Genomic DNA, 14,038 nt, shown 5'->3' on the forward strand with positions numbered 1-14,038 from the left:
GCCGGGGCGGCCGACGCGATCGCGATGCTCGAGGCGGCCGGCGTTCGTTTCGACCGGGGCGAGGACGGCACGCCGGACCTTGCGCGCGAGGGGGCCCATGGCCGAAGCCGCGTGCTGCATGCCGGGGGCGACCGCAGCGGCGCCGAACTGGCCCGCGCGCTGGCCGGGGCGGTCGCGCGCACGCCGTCAATCCGGGTTCTCGAACGCACCCGCGTCACGCGCATCCTTACCGGGGCGTGCGGCGTGACCGGCGCGGTTCTGGAACGCGACGGCCGGACCGAATGCCTCCCCGCCAGTGACGTGGTCCTCGCGACCGGCGGGATCGGCGGGCTGTTCCTGGCCACGACCAACCCGCTCTCCAATTGGGGCGCCGGGCTTTACCTCGCCTTCCGGGCCGGGGCGGTGCTGCGCGACCTGGAATTCGTGCAGTTCCACCCCACCGCGATCTGCCCGCCCGGTCACGCGATCGGCGACGCCGCGCTGCCGCTGGCCAGCGAAGCCCTGCGCGGCGAGGGCGCGACACTGGTCGACCGGCACGGCACGCGGCTGCTTGCGCATCTTCCGGGCGCCGAGCTGGCGGCGCGCGACAGCGTCAGCCGCGCGCTCTGGCCTCATGTCCAGCGCGGCGAGCCGATCTTCCTCGATCCGCGCACGACGATCGGAGCCGACTTTCCACACCACTTCCCCGGCATCGCCACCGCCTGCCACGCCCTGGGGATCGACCCGCTGCGCGGGCCGATCCCGGTGCGGCCGGCGGCGCATTACCACATGGGCGGGATCGCCACGGACCGCGACGGGCAGAGCTCGGTTCCCGGGCTATGGGCCGTGGGAGAGGTCGCTTCGACCGGGCTCCACGGCGCCAACCGGCTGGCAAGCAACTCGCTGCTGGAGGCGGTGGTCTTCGCCACCCGGACGGCGCGGGCGATCTCGGGCCGCGAGGCGCGTCGCGCCGGTCCTTTGCGGGATGCCGGCCACATGCCCGATGCCGAACCGGCCGGCGCCGCGCGCGCAGTGCGGCGGATCTTGGATGAGGGGCTTGGCGTCGTCCGGTCGGAGCGTGGGCTGAACCGCACGCGGGAGGCGCTTGCCGCCATGCGCCGGGACACGCCCGCGAACAGCCGCCGCGCCGCGATGATCGCGATCGCCGAGCTGATAACGCAAGGCGCTCTCGCCCGCGCGGAATCTCGCGGCGCGCATTGGCGATCGGACGCACCCGGCCTCTGGCCGGGTCCGCCCCTCCGCTCGCTTCAGAGCCGCGACAGCCACCGAGTCGATTTCCAATCCGAGGACCCCGTTCATGAGCCCTGGTGACCCCTCCGACCGGCAGTTCGCGCCGCTGCCCGACCTCGTGCTCGAGCCCATCGTACGCACCGCCCTGCAAGAGGATTTCGGACGGGCCGGCGACCTGACCACTGCGGCGGTGATCCCGCCGGGCATGGCCGGCACGGCCGCCGCCGTGGCGCGTGCGCGCGGGATCGTCGCGGGGACCGGCCCGGCGCTGATGGCCCTGCGCATGGTCGACCCCAGGCTCGACTGCACGCTTCTACGCCCCGACGGCGCCGCCGTCGAACCGGGCGACACGATCCTGACGGTCGCCGGCCCGGCCGCCTCGATCCTGTCGGCCGAGCGGGTCGCGCTGAACTTCCTGTGCCACCTCTCCGGCATCGCGACGGAGACGGCTCGCCTTGTCGAGGCCGCCCGCCCGCACAGGGCCGCGATCACCTGCACCCGGAAGACGACGCCGGGCCTACGCGCGCTGGAGAAGGCCGCGCTGCGGGCCGGGGGCGGGGCGAACCATCGCTTCGGGCTCGACGACGCGATCCTGATCAAGGACAACCACATCGCCCTGGCAGGCGGCATCCGCACGGCGATGGAGCGCGCCCGTGCCGCCGCCGGACACCTCGTGAAGATCGAGATCGAGGTCGACACTCTCGACCAGTTGGCCGAGGCGCTCGCATGTGGGCCGGACGTCATCATGCTGGACAACATGACCCCCAAGACCCTGCGCGCGGCAGTCGCAATGACGGCCGACCGCGCCATCCTCGAAGCTTCCGGCGGCGTAAGGCTCGACACCGTGTCGGCGATCGCGGCGTCGGGCGTCGACCTGATTTCGGCCGGCTGGCTGACGCACAGCGCGCCCGCTCTTGATATCGGGCTCGACACAGGTTGACAGGTCCGCCGGACGTGCTCATTCGATTCAGCCTCAGCTTCCTGTAGTCATGTGTCAGGCCTTTGCGGCATTCGGTAGTCCTCTGCGCGCAGAGCATCGGCGAGGGCGTCAATAGCCCCCCTGACTCTCGGGTGTCGGTCCCGGCCAGCAGGCCAGATCAGACGAATCTCCGGCGTTCCGAAAACCAAACTTTCGAGAACGGGTAGCAGATCCGCGCCCACCCCATCGACAAGCCAGCTCGGGAGCAGCGCAATGCCGTCCCCGGCGCGCACCGCATCCCGCATCGCCTCGCCGTCGCTGATAACCAGAGATGCCGAAGGAGTATGACTTATGGTATTTCCGTCGGGTCCAAGAAGGCGCCAGGGAACCCACCGGCCCTCATGAGCGAAGTGAATGATGCGATGCTCCGCCAGATCGACGATGCCGTTAGGCTTACCGTGTTCGGAAATATAGGCCCTTGACGCATAGAGACCCGAAGTAGGGCGCGCGACAGTCCGAGAGATCAGTTCACTAGAGCGGGGCCCTTCCCCGATACGGACGGCAAGATCAAAGCCTTCCTCCTGAAGACGAACGAACCGGTCCTCGAAACTGACCTCGAGCGTGAGCAGAGGGTGTTTGCGAGCATAGGTGAGCAACACCGGAAGAGCCCAAAGTCGCCCAAACGATGTCGGGAGTGAGACGCGCAGGTTTCCGCGCACCTGACCGCGACGCTGGGAGATTAGCGCTTCACCGGCGTCCAGTTCCCGGAGGGCGGCATCCGCGTGATCGAGAAAAGCCGTGCCTTCCGCGCTTAGAAGCAATGCTCCGCCGGTTCTCTGAAAGAGCGGAGTGCCCAAGGTTTGCTCAAGTCTTGCTATTGATTTTGCAACGGCGGACCGTGTGATGCCGAGCCTTTGCGCCGCGGCAGAGAAGCTTCCTGTCTCAGCCGACATCACGAAGGCTTCGATCCCCTGTAGCCGCGATGCGCGTCCCGTTGTCATGACTCGTCAACTTCTGTTCCGCCACTGACGCCTCGAGCTCAACACACGAGAGCAGGAATATACATTACAATTTCATTGTCAGGCGTCAGATCGGCGCCCTTAGCAACATTGGGAGCAGAACATGCCCGAAACGATGAAATCATGGCATCAGGAAGCATTTGGCCTTGACAATTTGTTGCTGTCCGAACGCCCCATACCATCGGTCGGCGAAGGTGAAATCCTCGTGAGAGTTCGCGCGGCATCGCTCAACTACCGCGACAGACTCGTTGTCGACGGCCAATTGCTGCCCGTACTGCCGGAGATGCCGTTCACCCCGGTCTCGGATTTCGCCGGGGAAGTTGTGGAAATCGGAGAGACAGTGAAGCGAGTGCGTGTTGGGGATAGGGTTGCGGGAAACTTCTGGACAGAATGGCTCGACGGTCCCGCCCCACTAGAAATGATCAACCATGCTGCATCTCTGGGTGGGCCCTATCAGGGCGCCCTGGCGGAGTACGTAAAGATTCCGGCTTCAGTGGCCGTGAGAATACCTGCGGGACTTAGTTTCGAGGAGGCATCCACTTTACCTGTTGCCGCGTTAACTGCATGGCACGCTCTGGCGGAGACCAACCCAGCCCGGCCCGGCGACATCGTTCTGGTGCAGGGCACTGGTGGGGTTTCGCTCTTCGGATTGCAGTTCGCGAAGGAACTGGGTGCCAGAGTCATCGCAACGTCTCGCTCGTCCGAAAAGCTGGATCGAATCGCAGCACTCGGGGCTTGGAAGACAATCAACTCGATCGAAGCGGCACCGTGGGACGAACGGGCGCAGGAGCTTACCAACGGAGCCGGCGTCAACCATATTCTGGAAGTCATCGGCGGATCCAACCTGACATCTTCGGCTATTGCAGTTGCGCCCGAAGGAACGATATCGCTGATCGGCTTTCTCGAGAGCGGAAACTTCTCGCTCAGCTCGGTGCCTCTAATGCTCAAGCGAGCGCGTATACAAGGGGTCTCAGTTGGCCATCGAGCATCGTTCGAACGCATGGTCCGTTTCGTCGAGGAGCGCTCCATCCATCCGGTGATCGATGAGATCTTCTCATTTGACGAAGTGCCGAAGGCGTTTCGTCGTCTCGAGCAAGGTGCCTTTGGAAAAATCGTCGTCTCCCTTGAGGGCCAAAGCCGCGATCGAAGGTCTTCTTGAGTCTTTGTGACTTCAGCAGCACCACGGTGGAAGACCACGCGGACCAGAAAGGTCCAAGATCCGAGAAGAACCAACGGGGCCTCTTGATGGCCATCCCGCTGCATATCGGCGTTTGCGAAAACGAAAGGTTGCGCTGGCCGGGCGACTACGCGGCAAGGCCACCAAGATGTGCTTCACCGCCAATCTCCTAAGCTTCGACGTCCACCACTAACTGGCAGTCTTCGCCGAAAAAGACCAAGACCTGCCCGGGCCCCGCGCGACACCGGGACCGGGCAGACCCGTTCACGCTAGGACCCGGCGAAATTGCGATATTGTGGCGTCCGCCGCTCGAGCCAGGCGTCCAGTCCTTCGCGCGTGTCATGCGTGTCGGCGACCCGCGCGAATTGCTCGCTTTCCATTTGAAGCCCCTCAGCGATCGAGTGGTTCAGCCCGCGCGTCACGGCGGTAATGATCGCTGCGGCGGTGCCCGAGGAATGTTTCAGGATGCGCTGCGCCAGATCGAAGGCTTCGTCGAGAAGTCGCTCGGGTGGCACAATCCTGTTGATCAGGCCCAGCTCAAGTGCGCGCCGTGCCGGAAAGGTGTCCCCCGTCAGCAAGAGTTCGAGAGCTCGTTTTCGTCCTGCCAGCCGGGCGAGACGTTGCGTGCCCCCAAAGGTCGGCGGGATGCCGATGTTGATCTCGGGTTTCGCGAAGACGGCGTCTTCCGAAGCGATCGAAAGATGCACCGCCTCCGTCAGCTCGCAACCGCCACCAAAGGCGAGCCCGTTGACTGCGGCGATCACGGGCTTGCGAAAGCTCTCGAACCGTCCGGTCATAGCCTGTCCGCGGCGCACGAATTCCTTGACCGCGGCATCCGGCCCGAGGCGCATCGTCTCGGAGAACTCGGAAATATCGCCGCCGGCCGAGAATGCGCGCTCCCCCGCCCCGGTCACCACGACCGCGCGGACGTGGGGGTCGTCCTCGATCTCGTCGAGACATTCCGAAAGTCGGTCGTTCATCGCATAGTTTATCGCGTTGAGTTTTTCGGGGCGATTCAGTGTGAGAAGCGCGATTTCCCCGTGAAGCTCCTTCAGGACCAGGTCTTTCATGGTCGTCTCCCGTTAGATGATTCATGCGGCTCCGGACGTACCGTGGGACGAGGATTGCCTACACTCACTAGTCAGTATACCTGTCGGCCATGTCGAAGACCCGTGACAAGATCCTCGATGCGGCAAATGCGCTGTTCTACGCGGATGGCGTGCGCGCGGTCAGCGTCGACGCGGTTGCGGAACGCGCGGGCATCACGAAGAAGACCCTCTACTATCACTTCCGCAGCAAGGACGACCTGATCGCCGCCTATCTGGCCTCGCGCGATCAGCCCAACCTGGCCTCCTTCAAGCGCTGGTTCGATCGCTGCGAGGGGACGCTCGAAGACAAGGTCGCCGCCATTTTCGATGGCCTGATCCGGGCGGCCCGACGCCCGAGCTGGCGGGGCTGCGGCTTCCTGCGCACCATCGCCGAGCTCGCCAACATGCCGGGACATCCGGCGGTGGCCATCGGCGCTGCGCACAAGAAGAAGTTCGAGGCCTGGCTCGCCGAACAACTGGCGACCGAGTCAGAGATTTCGGGAACCGCCGAGGATTTGGCCCGACAGATCGTCGTGGTGATGGACGGCGCGTTTTCCGCGATGCTGACCCACCGCGACCCGAGTTACATCGCGGCAGCCGGCGCCACCGCACGGCTCCTTGTTCGAGGGGCCCGGAGCGGACGCCTTGACTGATGCACCTGAACCTCGGAAGCGACTTTCCAGGATCACCGCAGTCACTGTCTTCCGACGAACCGCACCAAGAAGGTCGCAAGCATGCCGACCGTCACGACGGCGATGCCCCACCATCCGAGATCGCCGGGCCTTTCGCCAAGCAGTGGAATGGCGGCCAGCGAGGTCACCCCCGGGATCGTCGCACTGAAGATTGCGGTTCCGTTCGGGCCAAGGCTCTCGACCGCCCTTGCATAGATGAAGATCGAGAATGCGCCGACGATCACACCCTGGAACCCCGCCTGAGTGGCGAGGTCTCGCGGATCAGCTGACATCAACTCGTCCAGGTCGCCCAGCAGCAGATAGGACGGAACATAGACGCAGGCCGAGAGGACGACCACGATCGGTGCCGCAGCGGTCGAATGAAGCCCTGCCCGGCTGATGAGGATTCCGCAGGTCGACCAGAATAATGCGGCAAGCAGGAACCATGCGTCCCCGGCGATCTGCACCGGATTGGGCGCGCCGACCGTGTCGTACACCATCAACGCACTGCCGAGCAGGATCAGGAGCAGACCGGGCACCGCCCGGCGCCGGATCGAATAGCCGAAGCAGAGCCCGACCAGGAACGTGAAGAGCGGCAGCGTCCCATGAAGGAGGACGCCACCATGCGAGGCAGGTGCCAGTGTGAAACCGGCATAGGCGGAGAGCGCAAAGCCGAGCCCGCCAAGCAAGGCGATCAGCGCGGCATGACCGAAGCTCAGCCCGGCAAGACCCTTCCGGACGAAGATCGGCAGCATGATCAGCCCGCCGACGGTGAAACGCAAGAACCCGAGATCCCACGCCGTCATGCTCGTCTCGCTGCCGAGCCGCGAGACGATGTTGAACCCGGCGAAAACCGCAACCATCAGCAGCGCGCAACCGATCCCGACCGCACGATCATCGACCCGTCGCCGAGACACAACAGCATTTCTCCAGAAAGACTCCGACATTGGCCTGCACGTTCCTGAACCCACTCGGAACGTCCTACCCGTCGGAACAAAGTAATGATAATATATGTTTTGGATCATAATACATAAACAAAGCCGATGAACCTAAAGTACCTTCAAGTCCTTGTCGCCGTCGTCGAGTGCCGTGGCGTCTCGGCGGCTGCGGAGCGGCTTCACATATCTCAGCCCGCGGTTTCGGCCGCGCTGCGTACGCTGGAGACGGACTTGTCCGCACGTCTGTTCGACCGGCATAGTGGAGGCCGGCGCACGCGGCCGACGCCGGAGGGAATCAAGCTCTACCGGCAGGCCCGCGAGATCCTGCACCAATGGGACGCGGCGCGCGCCAGCGTTAGGGCCCCGGACGAGCGCCCCCCCAAGATCCGCGTGGGAGTCCTTCACTCGCTCGCCGCCGCGGAGATCGCCCGCGCCGAGGTGGTCCTGCGCGAGAGGCACCCGGCCTGGCGGTGGCGACTTAGAGAGGGCAGCGCATCGTCCCTCATCGCGGATCTCGCGCAGGATCGGGCCGACATCCTTTGGACGTCCCTCCCGGCGGATGGGATCCAGTCGAGAGCGCTTTGGAAGGAACCCTTTGTCGCGATGCTCTCGAAACGCCATCCGCTCGTCCTGGGCGGTCGACTGTCGCTCTATGTCGCGGACCTCAAAGGTGAGAGGCTCGTGCTTCGGGGGGCCTGCGAACTACCATACGGCGCCCTCCGGGACGCCGGGATCGACATCCGCATTGCTGCACGCGCCGAACGCGACGAACTGGCGATGGCCTTCGTCGGACGCGGCCTCGGCTTCGCAATCGCGCCGAGAAGCCTCGCCAGTGGCGAGGTCGTGCCGGTTTCGGTCGCCGACCTCGGCCTGTCCCGACAGATTGGGCTGACCTGGAAGCGCCCCGAGATGGAGGCGGCCGCCGAAGCCCTTGCGGATATCCTGAGCGAGATCCGACGATGATATCGTCACGCGCTTAGAACCGTGGCACCCAGTGCGATCAGGAGCGAGCATGCGACGACTTCCCGGCCTCCGAAGCCTGCAGGCATTCGAAGCCGTGGTGCGCCACCTGAGCTTAAAGGACGCCGCCGAAGAGCTCCACGTTACGCCGACAGCGGTCTCTCATCGAATCCGCGGGTTGGAAGATCAACTCGGCATCCAGCTCTTTCACCGGCGTCCCAGGATGCTTGAACTTACCTCAGAGGCGGCCGCGATCGCGCGTCGAATCGTCACCGCCTTCGAGGTTCTACGCTCTGCGATCGCGGCTCTCGACGAGGATCGCCTCGCAGGTACGCTGACGGTATCGACGACCAACTCGCTTGCGTCCTCTTGGCTCAGCCCGAGGCTGCGGTCATTCCGCGACCAGCATACCGAGATCGCAGTTCGACTCATCGCGACCGACACAATCACGGATTTCCATTCGGACGACAGCGATCTGGCGATCCGCTACTGTGTCGAGCCGCCGGCGCACCTCGAGGCCGCATGGCTGCTTGACGACTACATCGCCCCAGTCTGCGCTCCCGAAATGGCGGCCCAGCTGACCTCGCCGCAGGATCTGCTTCAGGCGCACCTGATCGAATATCGCTGGCATGGTTTCTCGAATTCGGACCCGAGCTGGGAAAGCTGGCTGCGAGCCCATGGATGCACCCCGGAGAATGCGCTGCCCTATGTTACCTACTCCGAGGAACATATGTGCCTCTGGGCCGCAGCCGATGGTCATGGCGTCGCATTGGTGAGCCTGATCGCGGCAGCGCGTTTCATCAACGAGGGTAAGCTGGTTCTTCCGTTCGACGGTCCGCTGAAGAACAAGAGCTACTACGTCGTCAACCCGGCGGAGACCTCCCGCCGAGCGCGGTGCAGGTCTTCCGCGACTGGCTTCTCAAGGAGGCTGAAGCGTCCCGCCGAATGGAACCCGGGCTCCGTTCATCATGAATGGCGCGGATGACGGACAGCTGCGCCGTCAGAGGCGACGAATGCTCATCCGAGGCTGAGAAAACGTCTTTTGCGGACAGAAGGCGCACGGGCCAGGGTCGCTTCCGCAACCCGGCCAATCAAGGAGCCCGACATGACCACCCTCCTTCGCATCGACGCGAGTGCCCGCCGCAGCGACAACCCGATGCCGCAGCACAACTCGATCTCACGGCAACTCGCCGACACCTTCGTCGGAGCATGGGAACACAATCTGCCGGAGACCGGGATCATCGAACGCGACCTCGGCCTTGCCCCGCCCGATTTTATCTCGCAAGCTTGGATCGCCGCCGTATTCAGACCTGAATCCGAGAGAAGCCCCACCCAGAGGGCTCTGCTCACCCAATCCGATACGATGATCGACGAGTTACGCCGGGCGGATATCGTCGTCCTTTCGACGCCCATGTACAATTACGGGATGCCCGCGGCGCTCAAGGCTTGGTTCGATCAGATCGTCCGTATCGGCGAGACCTTCACCTTCGACCTGGACCGCGGCGATTACCCGCTGGAGCCGATCTTGTCCGGCAAGACTCTGGTCCTGCTGACCTCGAGCGGGGAATTCGGCTTTGCCGGCGGCGGGATGCGGGAGGCGCACAATCATCTTGCTCCACATATCCGCACGCTGGGGCCCTATCTGGGCGCCTCGCAGATCATCGAGATCGGCGCCGAGTATCAGGAATTCGGCGGTAAGCGCCACGCCGCATCCGTTCGCGAGGCGCACGAGGATGCAAGAGAAGCCGCGGAGCGCCTCGCGCGCGAGGTTGGCACGATTCGCCCTGCAACAGTCGCCCCATGACTCGACCTGGGGAAATCAGCATCTCGCGCTCGCGAGATGCGCTCCGACCTTGAGCCTATCAGACTGCGCCCCTGCTATCCGACAGTTGAGCACCTCTTGAGAACGTGCAGCGCGTAACCGAAATACTTGTTGTAGCGACGGATCATCTGCCGTTCACGACCGATCTCCACAAGCGCGGCATGCAGGTTCTCTCGACCGGAGAGGGCTTCCAGCAACGGCTCGTGATACGCTTCCCACGCCTCTGCAGGCAAAACGACATGATCGATGGCATCGAACCCCAGAAGCCGGGCGCGCCGTCTGTTCTCCTCGGTCGTCCGCATTCCCGGATAGAGCGCGGCCCAGTAGTCACGAATTTCTTTCGGTGCGTCCATGCGCAACCACTCGCACTCGCTCACCACGCACAGACCATCTTGAGCAAGAAGTTCATGCCAGCAAGATAGAGCATTATCGAACCCGACCGTGTAGGCCGCACCCTCGCTCCAGATAAGGTCGAGCGAACCGGTGTAAAGCCCCGAACGAAGCATGTCCCTATTGAGTACACTCACTCGCCCAGAGAGGCCGCGTGTCTCGATCCCCGTTGCCAGGACAGCACAGAATTCGGAGTTCAGGTCGATACCGCAGATCCGCCCACGCGGAAACGCGTCTGCCAACAGGAAGGTACTCCGACCGGTTCCACAGCCAAAATCGGCGATCTCGGGCGACGCAGGCAAACTCTCTTTCAAAGATCCAAGCACTCGCCGGCCGACTTCATCGCTGCCCGGCCCTTGTTGTGGCAGAGTTGCAAACACCTCCATCAATTCGCTCTCCACTCGGCACCCCCTTTCAACTGGTTGCGCCTTGCTAAGAAATTCGAGTCGAAGGCAGAAACGATTTTTTCTAATGGTAGCCATTGCAATGCGTTTGCACGGATGCCGTTGCCGGTTTCTCTGTCACCTTCGCACGACACCAAGGGCATATCACCAGCCAGCAGCGCACGGCCTTCGTCGCGATGGAAGACGCACGCCGAGATGACCGGGTTGATCGCACTAATTGACTGGTCTATTCTTATGTCCATGGTTCACCAAGACACTCGGTCCGCCCTGATATCAGCTGGGCTGCGCGCGATGTTGCATGGCGGTTATGACAGTGTCGGTATCGCTGGAGTACTCACCCAGACCGGCGTCCCGAAGGGATCTTTCTACCACTACTTCGACAGCAAGGAGGCATTTGGTTGTGCCATCGTCGTGGAATACGGTGAAAGATGGCGAGCGATCCGGCGAACGACCTTCGAACGCACGGACCTCAGCCCCCTTGACAGACTGGACAGGCATTTCGATGAGCTCGAAGACGACGTGATGACGCAGAAGGTCCTAAGTGGCTGCCTCCTCGGGAACCTGTCGCAGCTATTGGCGTCGCGGAGTGAGCCGCTTCGACAGGCTATCGAGGCTGCGTTCGACGAATGGCAGGAGGACCTTTCCAGGGTGCTCGAAACAGCGCTGCAGGTCGGCGAGCTTCCTAACAACGCCGATCCTGACGAAACTGCCGCACTCGTCATCGAGGCGTATGAAGGCGCACTCCTGCGAGCCAAGGCACAAGCGTCGCGAGCACCACTCGTCCGATTCCGGACCAGAAGCTTGCCGCTGCTTCTCGGCAAGTGATCACCACTACTAGAGACGACCGGTCTAATTGCAAGGAACCAAATGCCTGTTGACAGCCTCCGCACAGCCCGCACCACAGGTACGGTGCCTATCCTAGCGGCTGCGACCTTCTGGGGTCTGGCTGGCGGGATTGGCGGGATTCTGGTCGAACGCGGTTGGGATCCGATTGTCGTTTCGTTCTACCGGGGCGCACTCACACTTGTCTTTGCGTTCACTTGGCTGATCACTACCGGCGACAATAGAGGGCTCAATTCCTGGAGCCTTTGGATATGGTCGGTGATCGCCGGGGCTGGGGTTGGCGGCGCCTTCTCATTCTATTTCATCGGAATGCAGACCGGCAGCGTCGCGATAGCAGCCACCCTGCTCTATTCGGCACCAATATATGTCTTTCTCGGTGCGTTCATGTCCGGACGCGAACGTATCACTTTCGGCTCGGCCTTCGGGCTCTCGCTTATCATGCTCGGCGTTGCCCTGCTTGCGGGCATCTTCTCAAAACCTGAAATCGAACTTGGCGCCTCCGTAGTCATGATGGGACTCATATCCGGACTTTGCTACGCTGGTTTCATCTTCGGCTTCCAGCGGGCAGCCTTGCACGGCAGCACTCAGGTGGTCATGACAATATCTTTTCTTGTCGAGACAGTTCTCCTTCTGATTCTAGCAGGTCGAGGTGCGTGGCCCCAAGGAATCGACCCAATAGATATGGCGTTGATTCTAGTGCTCGGAACTCTTGGAGGCGGTATCTCGTTTCTTCTCTACATATTTGGACTGAGGCGTAGCCAGCCCGGCACCGCAGCGATACTGGGCATGGCAGAGCCAATAACCGCTACCCTCTTCGGTTTTGCAATATTAAATCAAACACTTTCCCCCAAGCAAGCCATTGGAATAGTTATGGTTATCGCGACAGCGACAGCGTTCACACTTCGCTCCCAGGACGTCGCGCAGCAGGACGACCATTAGATTCCGAAGATAATAGAGAGAGCCATCACGCAAATCGCAAGAACGAGGTGAGGACATCGGCGAGTTCGCTTGGCTTGTCTTCTGGCAAAAAGTGACCGGCAGCCTGTATTAGGATCAATTCCGCGCCCGGGATCGAGCTCTGGAGTTTGCACGCCCAATCCGTTGTCTGCCATGCGTCCTCCGCACCCCAAATCACCTTAACAGGCATGCAACCCAATTCATGCAGCCGGTCAGCAATCTCTGTGGTGTGTATCGGGTCATAATGGCGCGCCTGGTGTTGGAAGTAGCTGGCCTGCCCGACGGGCCCGGAAATCATGTCGATGTAGGATTCGAGCGCACCATCCGCGAAAGATTGCTTGTCGTGAACGGCAGTCAGCAACCAATCCCGGAAGCGCGCCCGATGGTCGGCCTCCTTCGCAGAGGTCAGACTGTCGAGGCCGGAGGCCAGTTGTCGACGTGTCCGCTCGGACGGATAGCTATCAAAGCTGACGGAATCGACCAGCGCAAGCGATCGGACCAGATCGGGTCGGAAAATACAAAACCGCTGGGCTATTCCGCCACCGATATCGTGCGCAACGAGATTGACCGCATCTAAATCCCAATGGTCCAGCAGCGCCTCGAGGAACGGCACCTGACCGCTGATCGAGGTATCTATTGCCGGATCGCTCGGACGCTCCGAAGCGCCGTACCCCAGCAAATCATAGACGTGGGCTCTATATCCGCTAGCTACAAGTCGCGGCACGACATTTCGCCAGATCAGTGACGAAGAAGGCGTGCCGTGGAGCAAGACGACCGGTTCACCTTGGCCGTGAACACCGTATGCGAGCCGATGCCCATATATGATAGCGTGACCCGTCAACATTTCGCACATAGCGACCTCAGAGATCTCACTTGACACCTCTGCAGCACATGACGTGAGCCGGCAAGTTATTTTCTTTAATGTGCATGACTACGTTTCTGCAAGCCGATGACGTACGCGGCGTCGGGCCAAAGATTGCTGTCGACTCAACATTTCATATTAGCACCCATTTCAAATATTGATTTGACCTCTGGCAATCGAGAGATCAAAAATAGACTTATTTATGGAGACAGCCAGCATGCCTGATGTCTGTATACGCCCCCCAGAAAAGCGGGACTTCGTAGAATGGAGCAAGCTCTGGGAGTCATACAATTCATTCTATGGACGCGAGGGCGGTACAGCCCTAAGTAACATCGTTGTCGGCACGACTTGGGAACGCATCCACCGCGATGATGAACCGATCCATGCATTTCTGGCAGAACGAGGAAATGAGCTAGTGGGTTTGGTTCACTATATTTTCCACAGGAATATGCTCCAAGTTGAGGACACCTGCTACATTCAAGATTTGTTTGTCTCAAGGGGTCTCCGTGGGACGGGCGTGGGTGAGTTCCTTATCGACGCCACAAAAGAGAAATGCCGGAAGCAAGGCGTTCATGACATCTACCTCCACACGCACCATGAAAATCAGGCGGCTAGACTACTGTACAAGAAAGTGGCGCGTGATACCGGCTTCATCGTGTATCGCTCCAGCACGAAAGCGTCGAGAGAGACTGCATGAAATCTGTATTTACTCAAATGACGTGACGAGGTCGGCGTTTATCGGAAGATATGCACAATCT

15 protein-coding genes are annotated in these 14,038 nt (G+C 61.8%); 10 read left to right on the forward strand and 5 right to left on the reverse strand.

What is annotated here, in order from left to right; all coding sequences use genetic code 11:
• A partial coding sequence (locus SALMUC_RS22900) for an L-aspartate oxidase (RefSeq protein ID WP_020042593.1) occupies positions 1-1,311 on the forward strand: 1,311 nt, incomplete at its 5' end.
• Positions 1,298-2,170 (forward strand): carboxylating nicotinate-nucleotide diphosphorylase, encoded by an 873-nt coding sequence (gene nadC / locus SALMUC_RS22905; RefSeq protein WP_020042592.1) that lies wholly within the window; start codon positions 1,298-1,300, stop codon positions 2,168-2,170. The genes SALMUC_RS22900 and nadC, both read left to right, overlap by 14 nt.
• A 47-nt stretch (positions 2,171-2,217) precedes the next feature.
• Here nadC and SALMUC_RS22910 read toward each other — a convergent pair whose 3' ends face one another.
• Positions 2,218-3,150: a LysR family transcriptional regulator gene (locus SALMUC_RS22910; protein WP_021120860.1), complete on the reverse strand. Its 933-nt coding sequence runs from the start codon at positions 3,148-3,150 to the stop codon at positions 2,218-2,220.
• 121 nt (positions 3,151-3,271) lie between these two features.
• On the opposite strand from SALMUC_RS22910, the gene SALMUC_RS22915 reads away from it, so the two are divergent.
• Entirely contained in the window at positions 3,272-4,327 is a 1,056-nt protein-coding gene (locus tag SALMUC_RS22915) for a zinc-dependent alcohol dehydrogenase family protein (protein WP_021120861.1), read from the forward strand.
• 287 nt (positions 4,328-4,614) lie between these two features.
• Here the strand turns inward: SALMUC_RS22915 and SALMUC_RS22920 are convergent, their stop codons facing one another.
• Entirely contained in the window at positions 4,615-5,415 is an 801-nt protein-coding gene (locus SALMUC_RS22920; RefSeq protein WP_020042589.1) for a crotonase/enoyl-CoA hydratase family protein, read from the reverse strand.
• A gap of 89 nt (positions 5,416-5,504) precedes the next feature.
• On the opposite strand from SALMUC_RS22920, the gene SALMUC_RS22925 reads away from it, so the two are divergent.
• Positions 5,505-6,086, forward strand: coding sequence for a TetR/AcrR family transcriptional regulator (locus SALMUC_RS22925; protein WP_020042588.1), 582 nt, complete (start codon positions 5,505-5,507; stop codon positions 6,084-6,086).
• A gap of 41 nt (positions 6,087-6,127) precedes the next feature.
• Here the strand turns inward: SALMUC_RS22925 and SALMUC_RS22930 are convergent, their stop codons facing one another.
• Complete coding sequence (locus tag SALMUC_RS22930) at positions 6,128-7,051, reverse strand: DMT family transporter (protein ID WP_198014662.1); 924 nt, start codon at positions 7,049-7,051, stop codon at positions 6,128-6,130.
• A 96-nt stretch (positions 7,052-7,147) separates the two neighbouring features.
• Between SALMUC_RS22930 and SALMUC_RS22935 the strand changes: the two genes are divergently transcribed.
• The 3 genes from SALMUC_RS22935 (at position 7,148) to SALMUC_RS22945 (ending at position 9,806) form a co-directional block, all read left to right on the forward strand.
• Positions 7,148-8,005 (forward strand): LysR family transcriptional regulator, encoded by an 858-nt coding sequence (locus tag SALMUC_RS22935; protein WP_020042586.1) that lies wholly within the window; start codon positions 7,148-7,150, stop codon positions 8,003-8,005.
• 49 nt (positions 8,006-8,054) lie between these two features.
• Positions 8,055-8,987 carry a LysR substrate-binding domain-containing protein gene (locus SALMUC_RS22940; protein ID WP_021120864.1) on the forward strand — a complete coding sequence of 311 codons (933 nt, stop codon included), beginning with the start codon at positions 8,055-8,057 and terminating at the stop codon, positions 8,985-8,987.
• Between the two features lie 120 nt (positions 8,988-9,107).
• Positions 9,108-9,806, forward strand: coding sequence for an FMN-dependent NADH-azoreductase (locus tag SALMUC_RS22945; RefSeq protein WP_020042585.1), 699 nt, complete (start codon positions 9,108-9,110; stop codon positions 9,804-9,806).
• Between the two features lie 74 nt (positions 9,807-9,880).
• On the opposite strand, the gene SALMUC_RS22950 is transcribed toward SALMUC_RS22945, so the two are convergent.
• Positions 9,881-10,615, reverse strand: a complete 735-nt coding sequence (locus SALMUC_RS22950) for a class I SAM-dependent methyltransferase (RefSeq protein ID WP_198014663.1) — start codon at positions 10,613-10,615, stop codon at positions 9,881-9,883.
• Between the two features lie 198 nt (positions 10,616-10,813).
• On the opposite strand from SALMUC_RS22950, the gene SALMUC_RS22955 reads away from it, so the two are divergent.
• Together SALMUC_RS22955 and SALMUC_RS22960 are read left to right on the forward strand one after the other, a co-directional pair.
• Positions 10,814-11,443: a TetR/AcrR family transcriptional regulator gene (locus tag SALMUC_RS22955; protein ID WP_020042583.1), complete on the forward strand. Its 630-nt coding sequence runs from the start codon at positions 10,814-10,816 to the stop codon at positions 11,441-11,443.
• A 42-nt stretch (positions 11,444-11,485) separates the two neighbouring features.
• Positions 11,486-12,400 carry a DMT family transporter gene (locus tag SALMUC_RS22960; RefSeq protein ID WP_020042582.1) on the forward strand — a complete coding sequence of 305 codons (915 nt, stop codon included), beginning with the start codon at positions 11,486-11,488 and terminating at the stop codon, positions 12,398-12,400.
• Between the two features lie 25 nt (positions 12,401-12,425).
• On the opposite strand, the gene SALMUC_RS22965 is transcribed toward SALMUC_RS22960, so the two are convergent.
• Positions 12,426-13,187 (reverse strand): alpha/beta fold hydrolase, encoded by a 762-nt coding sequence (locus SALMUC_RS22965; RefSeq protein ID WP_217626335.1) that lies wholly within the window; start codon positions 13,185-13,187, stop codon positions 12,426-12,428.
• 310 nt (positions 13,188-13,497) lie between these two features.
• Between SALMUC_RS22965 and SALMUC_RS29280 the strand changes: the two genes are divergently transcribed.
• A complete protein-coding gene (locus tag SALMUC_RS29280) occupies positions 13,498-13,977 on the forward strand; it encodes a GNAT family N-acetyltransferase (RefSeq protein WP_037372754.1) in 480 nt (159 codons plus the stop codon).
• Positions 13,978-14,038: the final 61 nt, after the last annotated feature.

The organism is Salipiger mucosus DSM 16094 (assembly GCF_000442255.1).
GTDB lineage: Bacteria > Pseudomonadota > Alphaproteobacteria > Rhodobacterales > Rhodobacteraceae > Salipiger > Salipiger mucosus.

Bases quoted from the DNA above. Each gene is read 5' to 3' on its own strand.
- SALMUC_RS22960 (WP_020042582.1), top strand. From the start codon at position 11,486: ATGCCTGTTGACAGCCTCCGCACAGCCCGCACCACAGGTACGGTGCCT.
- SALMUC_RS22945 (WP_020042585.1), top strand. From the start codon at position 9,108: ATGACCACCCTCCTTCGCATCGACGCGAGTGCCCGCCGCAGCGACAAC.
- nadC (WP_020042592.1), top strand. From the start codon at position 1,298: ATGAGCCCTGGTGACCCCTCCGACCGGCAGTTCGCGCCGCTGCCCGAC.
- SALMUC_RS29280 (WP_037372754.1), top strand. From the start codon at position 13,498: ATGCCTGATGTCTGTATACGCCCCCCAGAAAAGCGGGACTTCGTAGAA.
- SALMUC_RS22920 (WP_020042589.1), bottom strand. From the start codon at position 5,415: ATGAAAGACCTGGTCCTGAAGGAGCTTCACGGGGAAATCGCGCTTCTC.
- SALMUC_RS22935 (WP_020042586.1), top strand. From the start codon at position 7,148: ATGAACCTAAAGTACCTTCAAGTCCTTGTCGCCGTCGTCGAGTGCCGT.
- SALMUC_RS22940 (WP_021120864.1), top strand. From the start codon at position 8,055: ATGCGACGACTTCCCGGCCTCCGAAGCCTGCAGGCATTCGAAGCCGTG.
- SALMUC_RS22925 (WP_020042588.1), top strand. From the start codon at position 5,505: ATGTCGAAGACCCGTGACAAGATCCTCGATGCGGCAAATGCGCTGTTC.
- SALMUC_RS22930 (WP_198014662.1), bottom strand. From the start codon at position 7,051: ATGTCGGAGTCTTTCTGGAGAAATGCTGTTGTGTCTCGGCGACGGGTC.
- SALMUC_RS22915 (WP_021120861.1), top strand. From the start codon at position 3,272: ATGCCCGAAACGATGAAATCATGGCATCAGGAAGCATTTGGCCTTGAC.
- SALMUC_RS22910 (WP_021120860.1), bottom strand. From the start codon at position 3,150: ATGACAACGGGACGCGCATCGCGGCTACAGGGGATCGAAGCCTTCGTG.
- SALMUC_RS22955 (WP_020042583.1), top strand. From the start codon at position 10,814: ATGACCGGGTTGATCGCACTAATTGACTGGTCTATTCTTATGTCCATG.